Below are 21,066 nucleotides of genomic sequence, written 5' to 3'. Positions count from 1 at the left end.
GGCCGCCCCATGACCACCACCCGCCCCGTCGCCGTCAAAGGCCCTGAAGCCGAGGTCGTGTTCGGCGGCGACGCGCCGCTCGCCGTCATCGCCGGTCCCTGCCAGCTGGAGAGCGAGGCCCACGCCCTCGCCATCGCAGGCGAAATGGCCGGGATCTGCGCCCGCCACGGGCTCGGCTTCGTGTTCAAGGCCAGCTTCGACAAGGCCAACCGCAGCTCGCTGAAGGGCAAGCGCGGGGTCGGCATCGACAAGGGGCTGGAGATCCTCGCCGCCGTGCGCGCCGCGGTCGGCTGCCCCGTCATCACCGACGTGCACACGGCCGAGCAGTGCGCCCCCGCGGCCGAGGTCGTGGACATGCTGCAGATCCCCGCCTTCCTGTGCCGCCAGACCGACCTGCTGATCGCGGCCGGAGAGACGGGCAAGGCGATCAACGTCAAGAAGGGCCAGTTCCTCGCGCCCTGGGACATGCAGCACGTGGCCGACAAGCTGGCCGCGACGGGCAACGAGAAGATCCTGCTGTGCGAGCGCGGGACCTCCTTCGGCTACAACACGCTGGTGACGGACATGCGCGGGCTGCCGCAGATGGCGGCGACCGGGCGGCCGGTGGTGTTCGACGCGACCCACTCGGTGCAGCAGCCGGGCGGCCTTGGCGGCTCCTCGGGCGGGCAGCGGCAGTTCGCGCCGGTGCTGGCGCGCGCGGCGGTGGCGCTCGGGGTCGACGGGGTGTTCGTGGAGACGCACGAGGACCCGGACAACGCCCCGTCGGACGGGCCGAACATGATCCCGCTGGCGCGGATGGGCGAGGTGATCGCCGACCTCGCCGCCTTCCACGGGCTGGCGCGGGACCGGGCGCTGATCGCGCTCTGACCGTCATTGCGCCCTGACCGTCATCGGGCCCTGACCGCGTGAAGGGGGTGCGGCCGGTCTCGGGGGCCTCCGGCCCCGTCGACCGGCCGCGCGCGCCCAACGGGGACCGGCGCGGGCGGCGGGCGCCGCGCAGGGCGCGCGGAGCGACCTCGGCGCGGGGTCTCGCCCGCCTGCGCCCGGGCTGCGACGCCCTGCCCCGCCGCGGCCCTTGCCCCGGCGCCGTGCGGTTTGCATCCTCCCGGTCCCGGCGCCCCGAGGGCGCCCGCCAGACCGGGAGTCCCCCATGGCCACCATCCTCATCACCGGCGCGGGCCGCGGCATCGGGCTGGAGCTCGCCCGCCAGGCCGTCGCCCGCGGCGACGCCGTGCTGGGAACCGCCCGCTCCGCCGCGGGCCGCGCCGCCATCGAGGCGCTCGGCGCCGCCGCCCTGGCCGCCGACGTGACCGACCCGGCCTCGCTCGACGCGCTCGCCGCCGCGCTGGCGCCGCGCGCGCCCCTCGACGCCGTGATCTGCAATGAGGGCGTGCTCGAGGCCGGGGGGCCGATGGACGACCCCGGCAACACGGCCGAGGCCTGGGCGCGCACGCTGATGACCAATGTCGCGGGGCCCTTCTTCACCGCCCGCGCGCTGGTTCCGCTGCTGCGCGCGCCGGGGGGGAAGATCGGCGTGATCAGCTCGGCCATGGGCGCGTCGCACCGGGCCAAGGGGACCGGCTACAGCTACCGCGCCTCCAAGGCGGCGGCGACCAACGTGGCGCTGAACCTCGCGCGGGAACTGGCGCCGCGGGGCGTCGCCGTGGCGGCCTGGCACCCGGGCTGGGTGCGCACCGACATGGGCGGCGCGGCGGCGGATGTGAGCGTGGAGGAGAGCGCGGCGGGCCTGCTGGCGCGGCTCGACGCCCTGTCGATGGAGACGACGGGGGCGTTCGAGGATTACGCGGGCGACGCCATCGTCCCGTGACGGGCGCCGCCGGGCGGGGGCGCGCGGCGGCGGGGGCCGCCCCGCCCGCCTGCCCCGCCTGCCCCGCCTGCCCCGCCGGGCCGCCCCGCCTGACTGGGCCTGCCGGACGGGCCCTGCCGGACGGAGGCCCCGCCCGCCCCCGCCGCGCTTGACTCGCCGCCCGCGGCGCCGCATCGCAGGCCCATGACCCTCCTCTCCGTCGCCCTCGGCGGCGCCCTCGGCGCCAGCCTTCGCTACCTGACGGGCCGCGCCGCGATCCGGCTGCTCGGCCCCGATTTCCCGTGGGGAACGGTGGCGGTGAACGTGGTCGGCTCCTTCGCCATGGGGCTGCTCGCGGTGGCGATGATGGAACGCTTCCCGGGCGCCTGGGGCCGCTTCGCGCCCTTCGCGATGACCGGGCTCCTGGGCGGGTTCACCACCTTCTCGGCCTTCTCGCTCGACGCGCTGTCGCTGTGGGAGAAGGGGCGCGCCGCGGCGGCCGCGCTCTATGTCGGCGGCTCGGTCACCGCCTCCATCCTCGCGCTCGCCCTGGGCCTCGCCCTCGGCCGCGCAATGTTCGGAGCGGCGGCATGAGCGGCGTCACCCACCACACCATCGGCCCCGACGACGCGGACCAGCGCATCGACCGCTGGCTGCGCCGCCTGCACCCGCATCTCGGCCAGGGCCGGATCGAGAAGATGCTGCGCAAGGGCGAGGTCCGCGTGGACGGCGCCCGGGCGAAATCCAGCACCCGGCTCGAGGAAGGCCAGACCGTGCGCGTGCCCCCGGTGGCCGCGCCGGACCCGGCCGAGGCCCCGGCGGGCGGCGCCGCGGGCGGCAAGGCGGGCGCGCCCGGCGCCCCCGCGGTCCAGACCGGCAAGCGCATCCGCGACGACGACGCCGAGATGATCCAGAAATCGGTGATCTGGCGCGACGAGGCGATGATCGTCCTCAACAAGCCGCCGGGCCTGCCCTGCCAGGGCGGCTCGGGCCAGGGCGACCGGCATGTCGACGGCCTCGCCCCCGCGCTGCAGTTCGGCAAGAACCAGACGCCGCGCCTCGTGCACCGGCTCGACAAGGACACCTCGGGCGTGCTGGTGCTGGCGCGCACCGTCCCCGCCGCGCGCGCGCTGTCCGAGGCGATCCGGCACCGCGACGCGGACAAGATCTACTGGGCGCTGGTCGCGGGCGTGCCCTCGCCCCGCGCCGGGGTGATCAAGTTCGGGCTGGTCAAGGCCGGCGGGCATGGCCGCGGCGGCGAGGGCGAGAAGATGCGCTGCATCCCGCCGTCGCAGATCGACAAGGTCGAGGGCGCCAAGCGCGCGGTCACCGATTTCGCGCTGATCGAGGCCGCGGGCGCCCGCGCCGCCTGGATGGGCCTGCGCCCGGTCACCGGCCGCACCCACCAGCTGCGCGCGCACATGGCCGAGCTGGGCCACCCGATCGCGGGCGACGGCAAGTATGGCGGCTCGGCGCAGGAGAATCTCGGCGACGGCTGGGGCGCGGGGCTTGGCGGCGCGCTGTCGCGCAAGCTGCATCTCCACGCGCGCTCCATCGCCATTCCGCACCCGACGGACGGCAAGACCATCACCCTGACGGCGGAGCCGCCGGAGCACATGATCCGCAGCTTCGAATTCCTCGGCTGGGACTGGAAGAAAGCCCCCGCGGACCCGTTCGCCTTCTACGGCAAGGGCCCGCGCCGCAAGCGCTGAGCCGTCCTGCCATGCGCGGCGCCCCGATGCCGGGGACGCCCGCCGCGGGGCGCAGCGCCCCCTCGCGCGCCCCGCGGAACGCCCTCCACGGGCGATCCCGCCGCCGGGGCGCGTGCGGGCCGTGGGCGGGACCGCAGGCCCTTGAGCGCGCGGCCGCGGCGGCGCAGCCGTCAGTCCAGGTTAAAAGGGCTCAGGCCGTGCCGCCCGTCGCCGACAGCTCGGACGGCGAGATGCCGAGGACGCCCAGCGCCGCGGCCCATTTCGCCTCGTCCTCGGTGTCGAAGACCAGCGCCGGGTCGCCCGGGCAGGTCAGCCAACCATTGGCCTGCATCTCCGCCTCCAGCTGCCCCGAGGACCAGCCCGCATAGCCCAACGCCAGGATCGCCCGCTTCGGCCCCCGGCCCCGGGCGATGGCGCGCAGGATCTCCACCGTCGCGGTCAGCGCCAGCCCGTCCTGGAGCTTCTGGGTCACGCCCGGCGTCTCGAAATCATCGGAATGGAGCACGAAGCCGCGCCCCATCTCCACCGGGCCGCCGAAATGCACCCGGATGCCCTCGGCGTCCGGGGTCTTGTCGATCTTCAGCTGCTGCAGCAGGTCGCCCACGTCCACCTCGCGGCTCGGCTTGTTCACGATAAGCCCCATCGCCCCTTCCTCGGAATGGGCGCAGACATAGATCAGCGTGTGCTCGAAGCGCGGGTCGCCCATGGCGGGGGACGCGATCAGCATCGAGCCGGTCAGCGATCCGTCGTGGGTTACGGTGTTTGAACGATCCATGGGCATGATGATGACCCAGCGCCCTCCCGCGATCAATCTTCCGCTTGGTTGCATTGCGGTACGGTCGCCGCCTTGTGAACGCCGCCCTCTCCCGCAGGCTCGCGACAGAGGTTACATAGACCTCATGAACAGAACCTATCCCGCCCTCCTGATCGCCTGCGCCGCCGCCGCGCCCGCCCTCGCCGCCGGCCCGGGGCCCCGCGCCGACGCGGGCCTGCTGCCCGGCTGGCAGCAGGAGGACGGCGCGCGCCTCGCCGGGCTGCGCATCGCGCTGGCGCCGGGGTGGAAGACCTATTGGCGCAACCCCGGCGACGCGGGCATCCCGCCGCGCTTCGACTGGTCCGGCTCCTCGAACGTCGCGGACGTGCAGGTCCTCTGGCCCCGCCCCCACGCGTTCGAGGCGTTCGGCTACCGCACCATCGGCTACAAGGAGGAGGTGACGCTGCCCCTGCGCGTCACCCCGGTCGACCCCGCCCAGCCGATCGCGCTGCGGCTGTCGATGGAATACGGCGTCTGCTCGGACATCTGCGTGCCCGAGGCCGCCGAGCTCGCCATCGACATCGCCCCGGGCGAGACCGGGGGCGAGGCGCCGATCCGCGCCGCCTGGGCCGCCCGCATCCTGCCCGCCGCCGAGGCCGGGCTGTCGGTCGAGCGTTGCACCATCGCCGGCGCCGGCCTGCAGCGCCGGTTCGAGGGCCGGTTCCGCGCCGCCGCCCCCTTCACCACACCGCCCGTCGTGGTGGTCGAGGCGGGCGAGGACGTCTGGATCGCCCCGGCCGAGGTCACGCTCGACGGCGACGCGATCCTTGCGGGCGCCGAGGTCGAGCTGCTGAGCGAGGACCAGTGGGTGGACCGCGACAGCATCGACGTGACGCTTCTCGGCGACGACCAGGCCATGGTCGCCTTCGGCTGCCGCTGACCCTTCCCGAACCGCCGAGCTCCACACGCCTGCCGCGCATCCGCGCGGCGGGTTTCGCGTTTTGCGCGCCCGCGCGCCGCGCCGGACGCCCCGCGAGTCCGGCGCAAAGACGGCGCAACAAAGTTCCATATGCGACCAATGTGCCGCAGAAAAATTGCGCAAGATTGTTGCGCCCTCGCCTCCGAAAGGTTATGTGCAGTGCAGCGCAGGGGTAACCCGGGTGAATCACCCAGCCCCCCGCGCAGGCGACACAGGCGGGGACGTCCCCCCGCGGCACGGGAACACGGGTCTTGGACCAGGAGAGCGAGATGTTCGACAATCTGCCCCGCGGCACGATCTGCATCGAGGACATGGAAATCGGCATGTCCCGTTACGTGCGCAAGACCATCGAGGACCGCGACATCGCGATGTTCGCCGAGGTGTCGACCGACCACAATCCCGTCCACATGGACGAGGAATACGCCCAGGACACGTTCTTCGGCGGCCGGATCGCGCACGGGATGCTCACCGCCTCGCTGATCTCGGCCGTGATCGGCGAGCAGCTGCCGGGCCACGGCGCGATCTACATGTCGCAGAACCTCAAGTTCATGGCCCCCGTCCGCCCCGGCGACTCGGTCCATGCCGAGGTCACCGTGCGCGACATCGACTACGGCAAGCGCCGCGTCACCCTTGATTGCAAATGCCTCGTGGGCGATACGGTCGTTCTGAAAGGCGACGCGCTGGTTCTGGCGCCGTCCCGCAAGTTCGACTGACCCCGGCCGCCCCGCGCGGCCCCGCGGCCCCGCCGCGGCGGGGTCCCCACCGGGTCGCGAGAGGGTTCATGCGCATCATCGAAGGTCTCGAGGCGGTCCGCGCCGAAGATCGCGGCGCGGCCGTGGCGCTCGGCAATTTCGACGGGGTCCATCGCGGCCACCAGACCGTGATCGACGCCGCCCGCGCCCATGCCGGGCCGGAAGCCCCCCTGGGCGTCGTGACGTTCGAGCCGCATCCCCGCGCCTTCTTCGCCCCCGGCGCGCCGCCCTTCCGGCTGTTGACCGCCGATGCGCGCGCGCACCGGCTGGCCAAGCTGGGGGTGGAACGCCTCTTCGTCATTCCCTTCAACGCCGACCTCGCGGGCCTCGCCCCCGCGGATTTCGCGGGCCGCGTGCTGGGCGACGGCCTCGGCGTCTCCCATGTCGCCGTCGGCGCCGATTTCCGCTTCGGCAAGGGCCGGGCGGGGGATGCCGAGGGGCTGGCGACGCTCGGGGCCGATCACGGCTTCGGCGTCACCGCCGTGCCGCTGCTGGGGGGCGAGGACGCCTTCTCCTCCACCGCCATCCGCACCGCGCTGGCCGAGGGGCGCCCCGAGGAGGCGGCGCACATGCTCGGCCATCTCCACCGCATCGACGGCGAGGTGATCCACGGCGAGAAGCGCGGGCGCGAGCTTGGCTTTCCCACCGCGAACATGTCGCTCGACGGGCTGCACCAGCCGAAATTCGGCGTCTACGCGGTGACGGTGGACGTGCTGGACGGGCCGAGCAAGGGGCGCTATCGCGGCGCGGCCTCGATCGGGGTGCGCCCGCAATTCGGCTCCTATGCGCCCAATCTCGAGGTGTTCCTGTTCGACTTCTCCGGGGACCTCTACGGCGCCGAGCTGTCGGTGGGCCTGGTGGCCTTCCTGCGCGGCGAGGCGAAGTTCGAGGGCGTCGAGGCGCTGGTCGAGCAGATGGGCGCCGATTGCGAGAAGGCCGCGCGGATCCTCGAGGCCGAGGGCCTCTGACCTCCGCCCTGCCCGGGGGCGCCGCCGCCGCCGGACCCGGCCGCGCGCGGGTCTCGCCGGGGGCCCGACCCGCGTTCAGACCGTCTTCCAGACCGTCTCCGCATCCTCCTGCCAGCCGACGCGGGCGAGCAGCGGGGTGTCGTCGTCGAACTCGGTATGGCCGAGGCAGATCCAGCCCTCGAAGGCCCAGTTCGCCGGGGCGGAGAGGATCTGCGCCACTTCCTCCGGGTCGATGATCGACACCATGCCCATGCCCACATTCTCGGCCCGCGCGGCGAGCCAGAGGGTGTGGATGGCCATGGCGGTCGACTGGCGCAGCGTCTCGGGCATGGTGCGGCGGCCGAGGCCGGCGCCCGCCTCGGGATCGGTCTCGGTGAACACCGCCAGCTGCACCGGCGCCTGGTCCATGCCTTGCAGCTTCAGCTGGGCGTAGGCCTGCGCCTTCTCGCCCCGGTATCCCGCGGCGGCCTCGGCGTTGCAGCGCTGGAAGCTGGCCTTGACCGCGGCGCGCAGGGCCTTGTCCTCGACCCGCAGCACCCGCCAGGGGCGGCTGTTGCCGACCGAGGGCGCCCGCTCCATCGCCGCGCGCAGCCGGTCCAGCACCGCCTCGTCCAGCGGATCGGGGCGGAAATGGCGCACGTCGCGGCGCCAGCGCAGGACCTCGGACAGCGCGGCGCGGGCGGTCTCGTCGAATTTCATCTCGCGCAACTCCCATCCGGCGCCGGAAACCGGCCCGAGGGGTAGCGCGGCGCGGCCCGCCTGACCAGAGGGGCGATGGGGGGGACGGACCGCCTTTGCCGATCAGCCCCGCCGCCCCAGCGCCAGCATGGCGGCGATGCCGAGAAGGCTCGCCCCCGCGCAGGCCAGCACCGACCAGCGCCAGCCATCGAACAGCGCCGCCTGCCCCGGCGCGGCGGTGAGCAGCGAGATCAGCTCGATCCCGAAGGCCGAACCGACATAGCGCGCCGTGTTGTTGGCCGCCGATCCCATCGCCTGCCGCTCGGGCGGCACGGTCTGCACCGCGGCATGGCCGAGCGCGGCGTTCAGCAGCCCGTTCGACACCCCCGCCGCCAGCAGCCCCGGCAGCGCCGCCGCCCAGCCCGCGCCCGGAACCAGAAGCAGCAGCAAAAGCTGCCCCAGCGTGCAGCCCCCCATCGCCGCGATCACCCGCATCCGCGGCGAGAGGCCGAAGCTCAGCCCCCCCGCGCCCAGCGCGGCGACGGCGGTGACCGCCGACCAGGCCAGCAGCACCGCGGCGGCCTCGAGCGGGGTCTCCCCCAGCCCGCGCACCAGCACGGTCGGGACCATGGACATCAGCGCCAAGACCCCGGCGCCCGAGGCGAAGGCGGCCAGCGTCGCCCCGGCGAAATCGGCGCGGCGGAACAAATCGAGCCGCAGGATCGGGTGCGGCGCCCGGCGCTCCACCGCCGCTAAGGCGCCGAGCAGCGCCGCGCCCGCCGCCGCCAGCCCCGCCGCGGGGCCGATCCCGCCGCTGCGCAGCACCGTCAGGGCCGAGAGCAGACAGCCCAGCCCGACCATCAGCAGGACCGCGCCCGCAAGGTCCGGCGGCGCGGGCAGGCGCGGCGTCTCGGGCAGGCGCGGGCGGGCCAGCGTCGCCAGCCCGGCGGCGGCGGCGGCGCAGATCCAGTGGATGCCGCTCCAGCCATCCGGGCCGGGGACCAGCCCCGCCAGGATCGGCCCCACCGCCACCCCGGCCCCGAGCCCCGCGGCCCAGACCCCGGCGGCGCGCGCCCGCGCCGGGCCGTCATAGACCAGCCCCAGCAGGCCCAGCCCGCAGGCCATGATCCCGGCGCTGCCCAGCCCCTGCACCACCCGCGCCGCGATCAGCGCCCAGCCCGAGGGCGCCAGCGCCGCCCCGACCGAGGCGAGCGCCGTCAGCCACAGCCCCCCGAGGAACACGCGGCGGCGTCCGCGCGAATCCCCCGCCGCCCCCGCGGCCAGCAGCCCGCAGGCGGCCCCGAGGGGCATGCCGCTCATCCCCAGGCCTGCTGCGCCGCGGAGAGGCCCAGGTCCGCCGTCATCGCCGGAAGCGTGGTCAGCACCGCGGTGAACACCACCAGCGCCAGCATCGTCGCGCCCGCGACCAGCGCCAGCGGCGCATCGGTCACGGCCCCGCGCAGGGCGGCGCGGGCTCCGCGCCGGTCATCCCCGCAGCACCTTGTGGCGCAGCCAGGCCGCGCCGCCCGTCAGCGTGTCGACCGAGAGCAGTTCCAGCGCCGCCGCCGCCGCGCTCGAGTCGGCGCCGTCATAGATCGCCGGGATCCTCCGCGCGCCGTCGAGCACGGGGAACAGGATCGTGCTCGTCTCATCCACCAGCCCGGCCTCGAGGAAGGCCGCGTTCATCACCCCGCCGCCGCAGAGCAGCAGGTGATCGACCCCGAACCCGGCGGCGATGCGCGACAGCGCGTCCTCGATCTCGTCGCCCGCCTTCCCGGCGAAGATCACCGAGACCCCGCGCGCCGCCAGCCGGTCCACATGCGCCTGCGCCACCCGGGTCGAGACCACCAGCACGAGGTGATCGCCGTGGCAGGTGTTCTCCTGCGGGTCCAGCCGCCCGTCCCGGTCGAACGCCACCGCCACGCGCCCGGCGCCCGGCGCGGCGATCACGTCGGCGCGCGGAGACCCTTCGGCCCCCGCCTCGATGTTCGGCGCCCCCTCGCCCACCAGCTCGGCCATCGAGACGCGCCCCACGATCCAGCCCTGCGCGTCCAGCCGCGCCTCGGCTTCCTCGTAGACGCCCAGGATCTCCTCGGGCGGACGGCCCCAGCGTTCGGTCAGCAGCCGCCCGTCCAGCGAGGTGATCATGTGGCAGGTGATGCGCGGACGCGGCATGGCGAGGTCTCCTTCAAGCAGGCGCGCGGCCCGGCGCATCGCCGGGCCGCGGAAACGGCGCTCGCCCCCGGGGGCGCGGAATGGCGCGGGGGGCCGGGCGCCAGGGGGGAAGGGCCGGCAGGCCCGGGCGGGCGGGCGATGCGGCGCAGGCCGCGAGACCCGGCCGCTCCCCCCTGCGGGGCGATCAGCCGCCGTAATCCTCGTCGGACACCTTCTCCATCCAGGTCACGGCCGAGCCGTCCACCGCCTCCTGGATCGCGATATGCGACATCGCGGTGTCGGGCGCGGCGCCGTGCCAGTGCTTCTCCCCGGCCGGGAACCACACCACGTCGCCCTGGCGGATCTCCTCCACCGGGCCGCCCTCGCGCTGCACGCGGCCGCGGCCGAAGGTGACGATCAGCGTCTGCCCCGCGGGATGGGTGTGCCAGGCGGTGCGGGCGCCCGGTTCGAACGTCACCTGCGCGCCGCTCACCCGGCCCGGCGCTTCCGCCGCGAACATCGGGTCGAGCCGCACGGTCCCGGTGAACCAGTCCTCCGGCCCCCTGGCCGAGGCGTTCTGTCCTGCCCTGGTGATCTTCATGTCCGTCTTCCTTGTCTTCGCGCGCCCGAAACCTCAGGCGCGCAGCTTCTCGAATCGATAGGTCAGCGCCGGGCCGCCGGGCGTGCCATAGGCCAGCACCGCCGTCACCATCGCGAAGGGCTCGGCGAAGCGCCCGGTGCTCAGCCCGCCCGCCTCCAGCGGCTCGAACCCCGCGTCGCGCGCCAGGGCCGAGGCGACATCCACCGCCGCCCGCGCATCGCCGTAAACCAGCGTCTGCGGGGCGGGCCCCTGCCCGCGCGCGGCGAAAACCGGCGCGAAGCTCTCGGACGGGTTGGTGTTGAAGCACGCGGCCACCAGCGCCTTGGGGCGCATCCGCGCCAGCGCCTCGGCGCCGCTGTCATCGGGGCCGATGACAAGGCCGCTGTCGGCTTCGTCCAGCGGCACGCAGCAGGTCAGCACCACCTTGCCCGCCAGCGCCCCGGCCGCATCCAGCACCTCGTCCACCCGGGTCCAGTGCACGGCGAGCAGCACGGCGTCGGCCCATTCCGCCGCCTCGGCCACGGTCCCGGCGCGCCCGCCGGTCTCCGCCGCCAGCGCCGAGAGCTTCGCGGGGCGGCGGGCATAGGCGAACATCACCTCGTGCCCCGCGGCGGCCCAGCTGCGCCCCAGCGCGCCGCCCATGCGGCCCGATCCCAGGATGCCGATCTTCATCTCTCGTCCTTTCCGGGCGGTCCGGGCGGGGGCGGGGGCGCGCGCAGGCGCCACCGCCCCCGCCGCCGTCGTCCGGCCGCTTACTCGGCGCGGTCGCCGAAGGTCTTCTTCGCCACCGGCATGGCCGAGAACACCTTCGGCCAGCCCGCGTAATAGGCGAGGTGCGAGAGCATGGCGCCCGCCTCGGCCTTCGTCAGCCCGTTATCCATGGCGCGGTTCAGGTGGAAGGTCATCTGCTCGGGCTGCCCGCCCGCGATCAGCCCCGCCACCGTGATCATCGAGCGGTCCCGCGGGGCCAGCCCCGGACGGCGCCACAGGTCGAGGAACAGCAGCTTCTGGGTGTCGTCCACCACGCCCTGGCTGACATCGCCATAGGTCGAGGACACGAAGTCCTGGCGGGCGGCCTCGGCCTCCTCGTTGTAATCGAGCAGCTCGGCCTGCGCCGGCGGCAGGTCGGCGGGGGCGATGCCGCGCGCCTCGAACACCGGGGCCACCGCCTCGGCCGCCGCGAAACCGTTGCCGACGCCGGTGTAGAACGCCAGGTGCGCGATCGCCTCCGACAGCTCGGCCGGGGTCACGCCCGCGTCCAGCGCCAGCTCGGCATGGGCCGCCAGCGCGTCCGCCTCGTGCCGGGTCATCAGCGCGGCGAAGGTGATCAGCCCGCGGTCGCGCGGCGACAGCGCCTCGTCCCCCCACCGCCCCTCGGCCAGGTACTGGCCCAGGTGCGCCGACAGCGCCGGCGAGACCGTGGCGACCGCGTCGGGCACGATCCGCCCGGCGTCCTGGGCGGCGGCGGAGGAGGTCATCAGGGCCAGGGCGGAAGCGGCGAGTCGCATCTTCATGAGAGAAATCCTTTCAGGGGGTTTCGGTCGTCCCGTACCCCCTGATCTGGCGTGCGCGGCGCGATCCTGAATGCCCGATCGCGTCACCTTGCCCATGAGCGCGCCTCATCAATCGGCCCGCGCGACGCAAACCCCGCCTCAGCCCCGCTCGCGCAGCGCGTCCAGCACCACCTGGAAGGCCGAGGAGGGCCGCTGCCGCGACGGGTAATAGAAATGCAGCCCCGCGAAGAAGGGCGAGAACTTCTCGAGGCACATCACCAGCCGCCCGTCGGCCAGCTCCGCCTCGGCCAGCCGCTCGGGGACATAGGCCAGCCCGTGCCCCTCCACCGCCGCGCGCAGCACCGGGAGGATGGTGTTGAAGCACAGCCGCCCGCCCACCTTGACCCGGAACTCGTGCCCGTCCTCGTCCTCGAACTCCCACCCGTACAGCGCGCCATGGGTGTCGAGCCGCAGGTTGATGCATTCATGCGCGTCGAGGTCCTGCGGCGTCTGCGGCACGCCATGCGCGTCGAAATAGGCGGGCGCGCCGACGCAGACCATGCGCTCGTCCGGGCCGATGCGGACCGAGATCATCCCCTCGCTCACCTGCTCGCCATAGCGCACCCCGGCGTCGCAGCGCGCGGCGGCGAGGTCGGTGAACCCGTATTCCATCACGAATTCCACGTTCACCCGCGGATGCTCGCGCACCACCGGCGCCAGCTTGGGCCAGAGCGCCATGTCGATGGCGTAATCCGTGGCGGCGATGCGCACCGTGCCGCTCGGCGTGTCGCGCGAATCCACCAGCGCCTGCAGCCGCCGCTCGATCCGCTCGAAACAGGGGTTGAGGGTGGCCAGCAGGTCCTCCCCCTCCGCCGTCGGCGCGACCGAGCGGGTGGTGCGGGTCAGCAGCCGCAGCCCCAGCCGCGTCTCCAGCCCCTTGATCGTGTGCGAGAGCGCGGATTGCGAGACGTTGAGCCGCGCGGCGGCCCGGGTGAAGCTGCGCTCCTCGGCCACGGCGGCGAGGGCGATCAGGTCGGTGATGTTTTCGCGAAGCATGGCGGCGGCCCTGGTCTGGCGCGCCGGGACGAGGGGGGCGGGTCGGCGCGCGCTGCTTGGGGCACGATATGCGCCGCGCTCATGAAATGTCGACATCGTGCGATGGCGCCGCCTGGAAGGAGGACCGGGGGCCGGGCGGCGCGCTCAGCGCCGCTCGAGGCGCAGCAGCCGGTCGCGGCTCGGCCCCTCGCGGCGGGGCGAGCGCTGGGTGGTGATGACCAGGATCCCGTCCCCCGCCGCGTCCACGTCGCGGATGCGGGCCCCGAGGGGGATGCGGGTCACGTCGCCCCCCGGCGTCACCTCCAGCAGCCCCTGCGCGCGCAGCCCGGCGACCAGCAGCCGGTCGCCGTCCCAGGCGAGGCCCGAGGGCGCCCAGGTCGAGCCGCCCGAATGGGCCAGCGGCGCGCGCATGTCGCCGCGCGCGTCATCTCCCTGGATCTCGGGCCAGCCGTAATCGCCGCCCTTCTCGATCCGGTTGACCTCGTCATGGCCGGACTGGCCGTGCTCGGCCGCGTACATGACCCCCGCACCGTCCCAGGCGATCCCCTGCGGGTTGCGGTGGCCAAGGGACCAGACGGGAGAGCCGGGGAACGGGTTGTCCGCGGGCACGCCCCCGTCCGGGGTCAGGCGCAGGATCTTGCCGGCGAGGTCCGACAGGTCCCGCGGCGCCGCCCGCCGCTCGGTCCAGCCGGTGGCGACATAGAGCATCCCGTCCGGCCCGAAGGCGACCCGCCCGCCATTGTAGAGGGGGTGGCCCGGGATCCGCGCGACCAGCTCGCGCGTTTCGACCCATTCGTCCCCGCGCCGCTCCGCCTCGATCACCCGGTTGAAGCGGGAGTCGGGGGTTCCGGCGTGGTGATAGAGGATGACGCGCCCCGAGGTCTCGAAATCCGGGGTGAGCGCGAGGCCCATCAGCCCGCCGCCGCGATGGGACAGGATCGGGACCGCGCTGCGCACCGGCCGGCGGGTGAAGGCGCCGCCCGAGAGGATGCCGAGGGTCCCGTCCTTCTCGGTGATGTAGATCGCATCGCCATGCCGGGCGACGTCCCAGGGATAGGAGAGGCCGGAGAGCAGTTCCTCGACCCCCTCCTGCGCCGCGGCGGGGGCGGGGGCCAGGGCGGACAGGAGCGCGGGCGCGAGGGCGGCGAGCCCCAGCGCGAAGGCGGCGGCGCGGCGGCGCGGGAACGGGCGGGGCATGGCGGAACCTCCGGGGGCTGGCGGGCGCGGCCGGCGGGCGGCGGGATGGCGGGCGGCGGCTTCGGGCGCTCGCGGATCGGGGCGGCGCGGCCCCGATGCGAAAGCGCCCGCCGCGCGGAGGAAGACGCGCGGCGGGCTGAAGCGATGCGGCGGAGGTCCAGGCGCCGCCTCCCGCCACCGGGGGAGGGCGGAAGGCCTGCGCCGGGCCGCGCCCGACCTGGGGGGGATCCGGGCGGAGCAAGGGGGGCGACCCGCCGTGGGGTTCCGCGCGCCGGGCCGGGGAGGGGGCCTTGCGCGCGGGCGGCGGGCCGCCCGGCCGCGTCGCTCGTTCCCGGGTCAGTCGTGCGCATGACCCTCGTGGTACTCGGCGTCGGTCACATGCGCGCCCCAGGCCACGTTCTGGCCGTTCTCGTCCTGCTGCTGGATCGCGCAATGGGTGACCGAGGACTTGTCGGTGGCGCCGTGCCAGTGCTCGACGCCCGGCGGGCACCAGACCACGTCGCCGGCGGTCATCACCTGTTTCGGCTGGCCGCGCTCCTGCACCCAGCCGGTCCCGTCGGTGACGATCAGCATCTGGCCCTGCGGGTGGGTGTGCCAGGCCGAGCGGGCGCCGGGGGTGAACACCACGCGCCCCGCGCTCGAGCGCATCGGGTCCTCGGCGCCGAACATCATCTCCACGTAGACCGTGCCGGTGAACACCTCGGACGAGCCGATCATGCCCTGCCGCTCGGCGCCCTTGCGGACCTCCATCGACTGGGCCGCGGCGGCGCCGGGCAGCGCCAGCGCCGGGGCGGCGAGCGCGAGGGCGAGGACGCCCGCGGCGCGCAGCGAGGCGCGGGCCGCGGATTCTGCGGCGGTTTTGTGGGCGGCGTTGGGGGCGGTCGTCATGATCGTCTCCTTCAATGCGTGTGCGCCCGGCCCCGGGGAGGGGGGAGGAGGGGGGGGGCGCTGGGCGGCGACGGGGCGGGCGGCATGGCCGCGCGCTGCCGTTGGGGAAGAAGGTAGGGGCCGCCGGGCCCCGGTTAATGCCGCCGCGCCCGATCCCGGTCATGGGCTGCGCTCATCAATCCGCGCCCGCCCCGCGCCGGGCGCCTGCCCGACCTTTGCCCCGCGCGCGCCCGGCCAGGCCCCCAAGCAGGCCACCGCCAGGCCCACGGCCAGGCCACCGCCAGGCCCCCGAGCAGGCCACCGCCAGACCCACCGCCAGGCCACCGCCAGGCCCCCAAGCAGGCCACCGTCAGGCGATGTACACCTCCACCGGCTCGGCCCGGCCCGGCAGGCGCTGCGGGCCGACGGCGCGCAGGGGGGGCGCCAGCGCCGCCGGGTCGCGCCCGGCGCGCCGCACTTCCGCCAGCGTCGCGGCGCTGACCGCGAGGCGCGCGCCATGGGCGCGGGTCAGCCGCTCCAGCCGGCTCGCCACGTTCACGGTGTCGCCCAGCACGGTGTAGTCCCGCCGCCGCGCATCGCCGAAGGACCCGGCGATGGCCTCGCCGAAATGAAGCCCGATGCCGACCCGCACCGCCGGGCCGCCCTGGGCGGCGAGCTCCTCGCGCCAGGCCTCCATCTCGGCCAGGATCGCGCCCGCGCAGGCCAGCGCCCGCGCCGCCTCGTCGCCGCGCGGGCGCGGCAGGCCGAAATGCACCAGCGCGCCGTCGCCGACCATCTTGTCCACCGCCCCGCCATGGGACGCGGCCGCGCGCACCACCCGCGCCTGCAGCTCGCCCAGCAGGGCCAGCACGTTCTCGGGCGGCAGGCGCTCGGACAGCGCGGTGAACCCGACCAGGTCCACGAACAGCGCCGCCGCCGGGCCCTTCACCGGGCGGTCCAGCGCCGCGGGGTCGGCGGCCAGCTCCTCGGCCAGCTCGGGCGGGAAATAGCGCGACAGGGCGGCGCGGTGGGCCTCGGCCTCCAGCCGCCGCCGCGCCCGTCCGCTGCCGCGCTGCACGGTCAGCGTCAGGATCACGGTGGCCAGCGACAGCGCCATGACCTCGTTCGCCAGCCGCGTCAGGCTGACCGCGTCGGGCGACAGGAAATCGGCGATCAGCGCGCTGGTCGAGGCCGCGCCCTCCAGCGCCTCGACCGAGGTGTAGGCCCGCGCTCCCGGCAGCCCCGCGACCCAGAGATACCCGGCCGTCCAGGCCAGCACCGCGCTGATCCCCGACCACATCACCAGCCGGGGCGACTGGCTCAGCGCCATCCCCGCGAGGAACACGAACATGTAGACGACGTTGCCGAGGCGCAGGTTCAGGATCGGCGTCCAGCCCTCGACCGCGTAGGAGGACGGGACGATCAGCACATAGGCCAGCAGGCAGGCGTCGAGCGTCAGGAACGGCGCCGCCGCCAGGGTCGCGTGCCCCATCCGCCGGGCCAGCAGCCAGGGCGGGAAGCCGAGCGCGGCGAAGCCCGCGATGACGGCGGCGTAAAGCCCCGCGCGCTCGATCGGCAGGGTCGCGAGCACCCAGACCCCCAGCAGGCCCAGCGCCGCGAGGCGCGCGGCCAGCATCCAGCCGAGGGCCGAGATCTCCTCCCGCGCCATGGCCCGGCCCACCGGGTCGCGCGGCGGCGGCGGCGCAAGGCGGCGCAGCAGGCCGCGGGCGGGCGCGGGCGCGGCGACGTCCGGCGCGGCGGCGTTCGGCGCGGGGGCGTCAGGCGCAGCGACCTCCGGCGCGGCGGCGTCCGGCGCGGCGATGTCGGGCGCGGGGGCGGCGGCGGGGCTTCCCGCTGGACGGGCGGCGGAGACGGACGGCATTGCGGATCCCGGAACGGGCGCCGGGCCGAGGCGGGCCGGGCGCGGGGGACGCGGCCATACGCGCCGCAAGGGGAAAGCCGGTCGAACGGCGAAAGGGGGGCGGCCGCGCGCGCGGCCGCCCCCCTTCCTCTACGCGGTCCCCGGGGGGCGCGGATCAGCCCTGCGAGGCGAACTCCGTCCTGATCGTCGGCAGGGCGCGCACCCGCACCCCGGTCAGCGCCGCGGCGGCGTTGACCACCGCCGGGGCGACGCCCGGCAGGCCCGGCTCGCCGACCCCGCCCATGGGCGCGTCGCTTTCCAGGACCACGGTTTCGACCTTCGGCATCCGGCCGCGGGGCAGGATCGAGTACATGTCGAAATTGCGCGCCTCGGGGGCGCCGTCGGTGTAGACGACCTCCTCCAGCAGCGTCTGCGACAGGCCCAGCGCGACGGCCGAGGCCACCTGGCCGCGGATCGCCTCGGGGTTCACCGCCGTGCCGCAGTCGATGGCGACCCAGATCCGGTGCACCTCGATCTGCCCGGCCTCGAGCGAGACCTCGGCGATGGTCGCCACCTCGGACCCGAAGGGCGAGGCCATGGCGACGCCGCGGGCCTTGGTCACGCCCCCGTCCTCATACGGTCCCGGCGTCCAGCCGCCCGAGAGGGTCACCACCTCCTCCAGCAGCCGCGACAGGCGCGGGTTGTCCGCCAGCAGCGCCCGGCGCAGCTCCAGCGGGTCCTTGCCCCCGGCGGCGGCGACCTCGTCGAGGAAGCCCTCGTAGAAGAAGTCGTGCATCGAGTGCCCGACCGAGCGCCAGTAGCCGATCATCGCCGGGTTCTTCTCATGAATCTGGGCGACGCGGGTGTTGGGGATGGCGTAGGACTTGCCCGAGACGCCTTCGACGGCCGACAGGTCCTTGCCCGGAGGGGCGCCGTACCAGCGGCCCGTGGGGCCCTCGCCCACCGTCTCGGCCATCAGCGCCACCGGCATCCCGTCTTCGTCGAGCCCGGCGCGGAAGCGGGCATGGCCCATCGGGCGCAGCGCGTCGCGCAGGAACTCCTCCTCGCGCGACCACAGCACCTTGACCGGGCGGCCGACGGCCTTCGCCAGCCGCACCGCCTGCGGGAACGGGCCGGTGGAATTCTCGTAGAAGAAATGCCGCCCGAAGAACCCGCCGAGCTGGGGCGAGTGGATCATCACCTGCCCGGGCTCGAGGCCCGCGAGCTTCGCGGCCTCGGCCTGGTGCATCTCGGGCGCCTGGTTGGGCAGCCAGATCTCCAGCGTGCCGTCATCGTTGAAACGGGCGATGGCCGAGGGCGGCTCGAGCTGGCCATGGGCCAGGAAGGGCGCGTCGTAACGCGCCTCGACCACCTGCGCCGCGCCCTCGAGGGCGGCGGCGGCGTCGCCCTTCTCCTCGAACACCGCGCCATCGCCGGTCGCGGCGTGCAGCGTCTCGCGCAGCCCGTCGGTGGAGAAATCGGCGGGCAGCGGGAAGCGGGCGCCCTCGCCCTCGGTCCACTCGACCTCGGCGGCGTCGGCGGCGGCGCGGGCGCGCCACCAGCGGTCGGCGACCACGGCCACGGCGCCGGGCAGAAGATGCACGGAATGCACCCCGCGCATGGCCTCGAGCTCGGCGCGATTGGCGATCGAGGCCGGCTCCATCCCCAGCCGCGGCGCGTGCTGGACGGCGGCCAGCAGCATGTCCGGGACCGAGAGGTCGATGGCGTATTTCGCCTTGCCGGTCGACTTGTCGCGCACGTCCATGCGCGGCACCGACTTGCCGATATAGCGGAAATCGCCCTGCTTCAGCGGCGGCTCGGCGGGGACGTCGAGCGCCATCGCGGCCTCGGCCAGCTCGGCATAGGCGATGCGGCGGCCCGAGGCGGCGTGAAGGACGGCGCCCGGCTCGGTCGTCAGCTCTCCGGCGGGGACGTCGAGGCGCGTCGCGGCGGCCTCGATCAGCATCGCGCGGGCGGCGGCGCCGAGGCGGCGCATGGTCATGAACGAGGACCGCACCGAGCTGGAGCCGCCGGTGATGCGCATGCCGCCCATCACCTGGTAGTCGCGGCCCGGGGGCGCGCAGACCACCTCGAACGCCTCGATATCGGCGTCAAGCTCCTCGGCCACGATCTGGGCGATGCCGGTGGCGACGCCCTGCCCGCCCTCGACGAAGGGCGAGTTCAGCAGGATCGAGCCGTCTTCGCGGATGGTCAGGAAGGCGGGGACGCGGGTCCCCGGGGTGATCTCCGCCGCCTCGGCGCGGGCGAATTTCGGCGTCAGCGCGACGGCGAGGGTCAGCCCCGCGGCGGCCCCGAGGAAGCCGCGGCGCGACAGGTTCACGGGGCCCTTGGCGCGGGCGATCTCGTCGCGCAGGCCGGGGGCCAGGGCCGGGGCGTCGCCGGTGGTGACGCGCGGGGCGCCGGGGGCGGCGTCGGTGCGGGCGGTGCGGGCGGGTTTGGGCAGTCGGTCGAACATCTCGTCTCGCTCCTTCACGCCTTCTGGGTCAGCTCGGCCAGCGCGGCGTCGATGGCGTTGTAGGACCCGCAACGGCAGAGGTTGGAGACCGCGTAGGCCGCGTCCTCGGCCGTCGCGTCCGGGTTTTCCTTCAGCAGCGCGGTGGTGGCCATCACCTGCCCGGACTGGCAGTAGCCGCATTGCGGGACCTGGTGCCTGACCCAGGCGTCGACGACCTTCGCGCCGACCGGGTCCTGCTCGACCGCCTCGATGGTGGTGATCGACGACCCCTCGACCGCCTCGACCGGGGTGACGCAGGACCGGGTGGCGACCCCGTCGACCATCACCGTGCAGGCGCCGCACATCGCGATGCCGCAGCCATACTTGGTGCCGGTCAGGCCCAGCTCCTCGCGGATGGCCCAGAGGAGGGGGGTGTCGGGTTCGATGTCGAGATCGCGCGTCTCGCCATTCACGGTCAGCTTCATGTCCTGGCTCCTGTCGCTTGGCTGGGCGCGCGCCGCCGATGGAGGGAGGGGGCGGCGGCGCGCAGGCTGCATGGCCGTTGAGGTAGGGAACGATTTCGCCCCGGCATGGCCTTTGGATTCACATGGATGATGAGCCGCGCTCATCAAACACATGTTCGTGGGGGCGATTGTCACCGGGGCGTGGCGGGTGGATTATTAAGGCGACCTTACGGCAGGAGTTTTCGCCATGCCCCGCATTTACCCCCTCCCCCCTTTCGACCGTCACCGGCGCTTCGGTCCCGCCCTGCTCGGCATCGGCGCCCTGGCGGCGCTGATCGCCTGCAGCTGCCCGCGCGACGCGCATGCCGCCGAGGGCGCGCGGCTGCGCCTGGTGATCGACGGGGCCGCGCATGGCGCGACGCTGGCGGACACCGCCGCGGCGCAGGATTTCGCCGCGATGCTGCCGGTCTCGGTCGAGATGGAGGATTACGCGGGCAAGGAGAAGATCGCCCAGCCCCCGCGCGCGATCCGCACCGAGGGCAGCGCGGGCGGGCACAGGCCCGCGGCCGGGGACATGACCCTGTTCGCGCCCTGGGGGAACCTCGCCTTCTTCTACGGGGCGGCGCCGGCGCATTCGGGGCTGCACCTGCTGGGCCGCATGGATGGCGGCGCGCTGGCGGCGATCAGCCGCCCCGGGGTGATGACCGTGCGCATCGAGGCGGTGGAGTAAGCGGCGCCGGGCCGGCCCGGGCCGTCCCGCTCAGCCCGCGATCTCGAACCGGGCCGGGCCGGTCTTGTGCAGCGCGCCGAGATCGCCCGCGACGGCGCCGAGCTTCACCAGCCCCGGGGTCGAGCCGAACGGCTCCAGGAAGATCGCCAGGTTCCCCCAGGGGGCGTAGAGCATGATGTCCCCCGCATGCGCCGCCGCCCGCGCCGGGGCGCCCGTGCGGTCGAGCTTGCGCGGCAGGTCGGCCACCCGCTCGATCCCGTGGTAATCGGCCAGGTCCAGGTCCAGCGGCAGCAACGCGGCGAAATCCCGCCCGGCGGGCGTGTCGTCGAGCGTCGCGGGAAGAACGGCGTCCCCGATCAGGATGCGGATGGCGGTCATGGCGGGCTCCGGGGGCTGACAAGGGGAACGGGCGCGGGCGCGGGCCCGCCGACCCTATCTGGCCCCCGCCCCGCCGCGGCGGAAGCCCGCGCGCGTCGATGGCGGTCATGAGCGCCGCTCATCAGCCGCGCGCGGCCCGCGAGATCCCCGCGCAGGGCCA

General features: G+C 74.6%; 23 protein-coding genes. 8 read left to right on the top strand and 15 right to left on the bottom strand.

Annotated elements, in window-relative coordinates:
- Nucleotides 1-9 precede the first annotated feature (9 nt).
- The 4 genes from kdsA (at nt 10) to ACQ5SO_RS10800 (ending at nt 3,519) form a co-directional block, all read left to right on the top strand.
- Nucleotides 10-867, top strand: a complete 858-nt coding sequence (gene kdsA / locus ACQ5SO_RS10815; RefSeq protein ID WP_430941611.1) for a 3-deoxy-8-phosphooctulonate synthase — start codon at nt 10-12, stop codon at nt 865-867.
- Nucleotides 868-1,150: 283 nt separating this feature from the next.
- Nucleotides 1,151-1,828: an SDR family NAD(P)-dependent oxidoreductase gene (locus ACQ5SO_RS10810; RefSeq protein WP_430941610.1), complete on the top strand. Its 678-nt coding sequence runs from the start codon at nt 1,151-1,153 to the stop codon at nt 1,826-1,828.
- A 183-nt stretch (nt 1,829-2,011) separates the two neighbouring features.
- On the top strand, nt 2,012-2,401 hold the full coding sequence (crcB, locus tag ACQ5SO_RS10805) for a fluoride efflux transporter CrcB (RefSeq protein WP_430941609.1): 390 nt from the start codon (nt 2,012-2,014) through the stop codon (nt 2,399-2,401).
- Nucleotides 2,398-3,519, top strand: a complete 1,122-nt coding sequence (locus ACQ5SO_RS10800; RefSeq protein ID WP_430941608.1) for an RluA family pseudouridine synthase — start codon at nt 2,398-2,400, stop codon at nt 3,517-3,519. The genes crcB and ACQ5SO_RS10800 overlap by 4 nt, the downstream gene beginning before the upstream one ends.
- Before the next feature lie 190 nt (nt 3,520-3,709).
- Here the strand turns inward: ACQ5SO_RS10800 and ACQ5SO_RS10795 are convergent, their stop codons facing one another.
- Complete coding sequence (locus ACQ5SO_RS10795; protein ID WP_430941607.1) at nt 3,710-4,294, bottom strand: YqgE/AlgH family protein; 585 nt, start codon at nt 4,292-4,294, stop codon at nt 3,710-3,712.
- Between the two features lie 124 nt (nt 4,295-4,418).
- Here ACQ5SO_RS10795 and ACQ5SO_RS10790 point away from each other — a divergent pair, with 124 nt between their 5' ends.
- From ACQ5SO_RS10790 to ACQ5SO_RS10780, 3 genes are all read left to right on the top strand, one after another.
- A complete protein-coding gene (locus ACQ5SO_RS10790) occupies nt 4,419-5,213 on the top strand; it encodes a protein-disulfide reductase DsbD domain-containing protein (protein WP_430941606.1) in 795 nt (264 codons plus the stop codon).
- Between the two features lie 308 nt (nt 5,214-5,521).
- The gene (locus ACQ5SO_RS10785; RefSeq protein ID WP_430941605.1) at nt 5,522-5,965 is read left to right on the top strand and encodes a MaoC family dehydratase; all 444 of its coding nucleotides are present in this window, start codon (nt 5,522-5,524) and stop codon (nt 5,963-5,965) included.
- Nucleotides 5,966-6,033: 68 nt separating this feature from the next.
- Nucleotides 6,034-6,972 (top strand): bifunctional riboflavin kinase/FAD synthetase, encoded by a 939-nt coding sequence (locus tag ACQ5SO_RS10780; protein ID WP_430941604.1) that lies wholly within the window; start codon nt 6,034-6,036, stop codon nt 6,970-6,972.
- Between the two features lie 75 nt (nt 6,973-7,047).
- Here ACQ5SO_RS10780 and bluB read toward each other — a convergent pair whose 3' ends face one another.
- The 13 genes from bluB to ACQ5SO_RS10715 all read right to left on the bottom strand — a co-directional run bounded on the left by bluB (nt 7,048) and on the right by ACQ5SO_RS10715 (nt 19,819).
- Complete coding sequence (bluB, locus tag ACQ5SO_RS10775) at nt 7,048-7,671, bottom strand: 5,6-dimethylbenzimidazole synthase (RefSeq protein WP_430941603.1); 624 nt, start codon at nt 7,669-7,671, stop codon at nt 7,048-7,050.
- A 102-nt stretch (nt 7,672-7,773) separates the two neighbouring features.
- A complete protein-coding gene (locus ACQ5SO_RS10770; RefSeq protein ID WP_430941602.1) occupies nt 7,774-8,970 on the bottom strand; it encodes an MFS transporter in 1,197 nt (398 codons plus the stop codon).
- Nucleotides 8,967-9,101, bottom strand: a complete 135-nt coding sequence (locus tag ACQ5SO_RS10765) for a hypothetical protein (protein ID WP_430941601.1) — start codon at nt 9,099-9,101, stop codon at nt 8,967-8,969. The genes ACQ5SO_RS10770 and ACQ5SO_RS10765 overlap by 4 nt, the downstream gene beginning before the upstream one ends.
- 34 nt (nt 9,102-9,135) lie before the next feature.
- Nucleotides 9,136-9,825 (bottom strand): dihydrofolate reductase family protein, encoded by a 690-nt coding sequence (locus ACQ5SO_RS10760; RefSeq protein WP_430941600.1) that lies wholly within the window; start codon nt 9,823-9,825, stop codon nt 9,136-9,138.
- Nucleotides 9,826-10,009: 184 nt separating this feature from the next.
- The gene (locus tag ACQ5SO_RS10755) at nt 10,010-10,405 is read right to left on the bottom strand and encodes a (R)-mandelonitrile lyase (protein ID WP_430941599.1); all 396 of its coding nucleotides are present in this window, start codon (nt 10,403-10,405) and stop codon (nt 10,010-10,012) included.
- Between the two features lie 33 nt (nt 10,406-10,438).
- Nucleotides 10,439-11,077: an NADPH-dependent F420 reductase gene (locus ACQ5SO_RS10750; RefSeq protein ID WP_430941598.1), complete on the bottom strand. Its 639-nt coding sequence runs from the start codon at nt 11,075-11,077 to the stop codon at nt 10,439-10,441.
- An 80-nt stretch (nt 11,078-11,157) separates the two neighbouring features.
- Complete coding sequence (locus ACQ5SO_RS10745) at nt 11,158-11,919, bottom strand: carboxymuconolactone decarboxylase family protein (protein ID WP_430941597.1); 762 nt, start codon at nt 11,917-11,919, stop codon at nt 11,158-11,160.
- A gap of 138 nt (nt 11,920-12,057) precedes the next feature.
- Nucleotides 12,058-12,954: a LysR family transcriptional regulator gene (locus tag ACQ5SO_RS10740; protein WP_430941596.1), complete on the bottom strand. Its 897-nt coding sequence runs from the start codon at nt 12,952-12,954 to the stop codon at nt 12,058-12,060.
- Between the two features lie 144 nt (nt 12,955-13,098).
- Nucleotides 13,099-14,151, bottom strand: a complete 1,053-nt coding sequence (locus tag ACQ5SO_RS10735) for a PQQ-dependent sugar dehydrogenase (protein WP_430941595.1) — start codon at nt 14,149-14,151, stop codon at nt 13,099-13,101.
- Nucleotides 14,152-14,487: 336 nt separating this feature from the next.
- Complete coding sequence (locus tag ACQ5SO_RS10730; RefSeq protein WP_430941594.1) at nt 14,488-15,039, bottom strand: (R)-mandelonitrile lyase; 552 nt, start codon at nt 15,037-15,039, stop codon at nt 14,488-14,490.
- A 349-nt stretch (nt 15,040-15,388) separates the two neighbouring features.
- Nucleotides 15,389-16,900, bottom strand: a complete 1,512-nt coding sequence (locus tag ACQ5SO_RS10725) for an adenylate/guanylate cyclase domain-containing protein (RefSeq protein WP_430941593.1) — start codon at nt 16,898-16,900, stop codon at nt 15,389-15,391.
- A 154-nt stretch (nt 16,901-17,054) separates the two neighbouring features.
- The gene (locus tag ACQ5SO_RS10720) at nt 17,055-19,355 is read right to left on the bottom strand and encodes a molybdopterin cofactor-binding domain-containing protein (RefSeq protein ID WP_430941592.1); all 2,301 of its coding nucleotides are present in this window, start codon (nt 19,353-19,355) and stop codon (nt 17,055-17,057) included.
- A 14-nt stretch (nt 19,356-19,369) separates the two neighbouring features.
- Complete coding sequence (locus ACQ5SO_RS10715; RefSeq protein WP_430941591.1) at nt 19,370-19,819, bottom strand: (2Fe-2S)-binding protein; 450 nt, start codon at nt 19,817-19,819, stop codon at nt 19,370-19,372.
- Nucleotides 19,820-20,045: 226 nt separating this feature from the next.
- Between ACQ5SO_RS10715 and ACQ5SO_RS10710 the strand changes: the two genes are divergently transcribed.
- Complete coding sequence (locus ACQ5SO_RS10710) at nt 20,046-20,528, top strand: cyclophilin-like fold protein (protein WP_430941590.1); 483 nt, start codon at nt 20,046-20,048, stop codon at nt 20,526-20,528.
- 30 nt (nt 20,529-20,558) lie between these two features.
- Here the strand turns inward: ACQ5SO_RS10710 and ACQ5SO_RS10705 are convergent, their stop codons facing one another.
- Nucleotides 20,559-20,906 (bottom strand): cyclophilin-like fold protein, encoded by a 348-nt coding sequence (locus tag ACQ5SO_RS10705; protein WP_430941589.1) that lies wholly within the window; start codon nt 20,904-20,906, stop codon nt 20,559-20,561.
- Nucleotides 20,907-21,066: the final 160 nt, after the last annotated feature.

Origin of the sequence: Rhodovulum sp. DZ06 (genome assembly GCF_050586345.1) — a bacterium.
Classification (GTDB): Bacteria; Pseudomonadota; Alphaproteobacteria; order Rhodobacterales; family Rhodobacteraceae; genus JBOCEF01.
The sequence above is the reverse complement of the archived record's forward strand: the minus strand, read 5'-3'. Positions and strand labels throughout refer to the sequence as shown.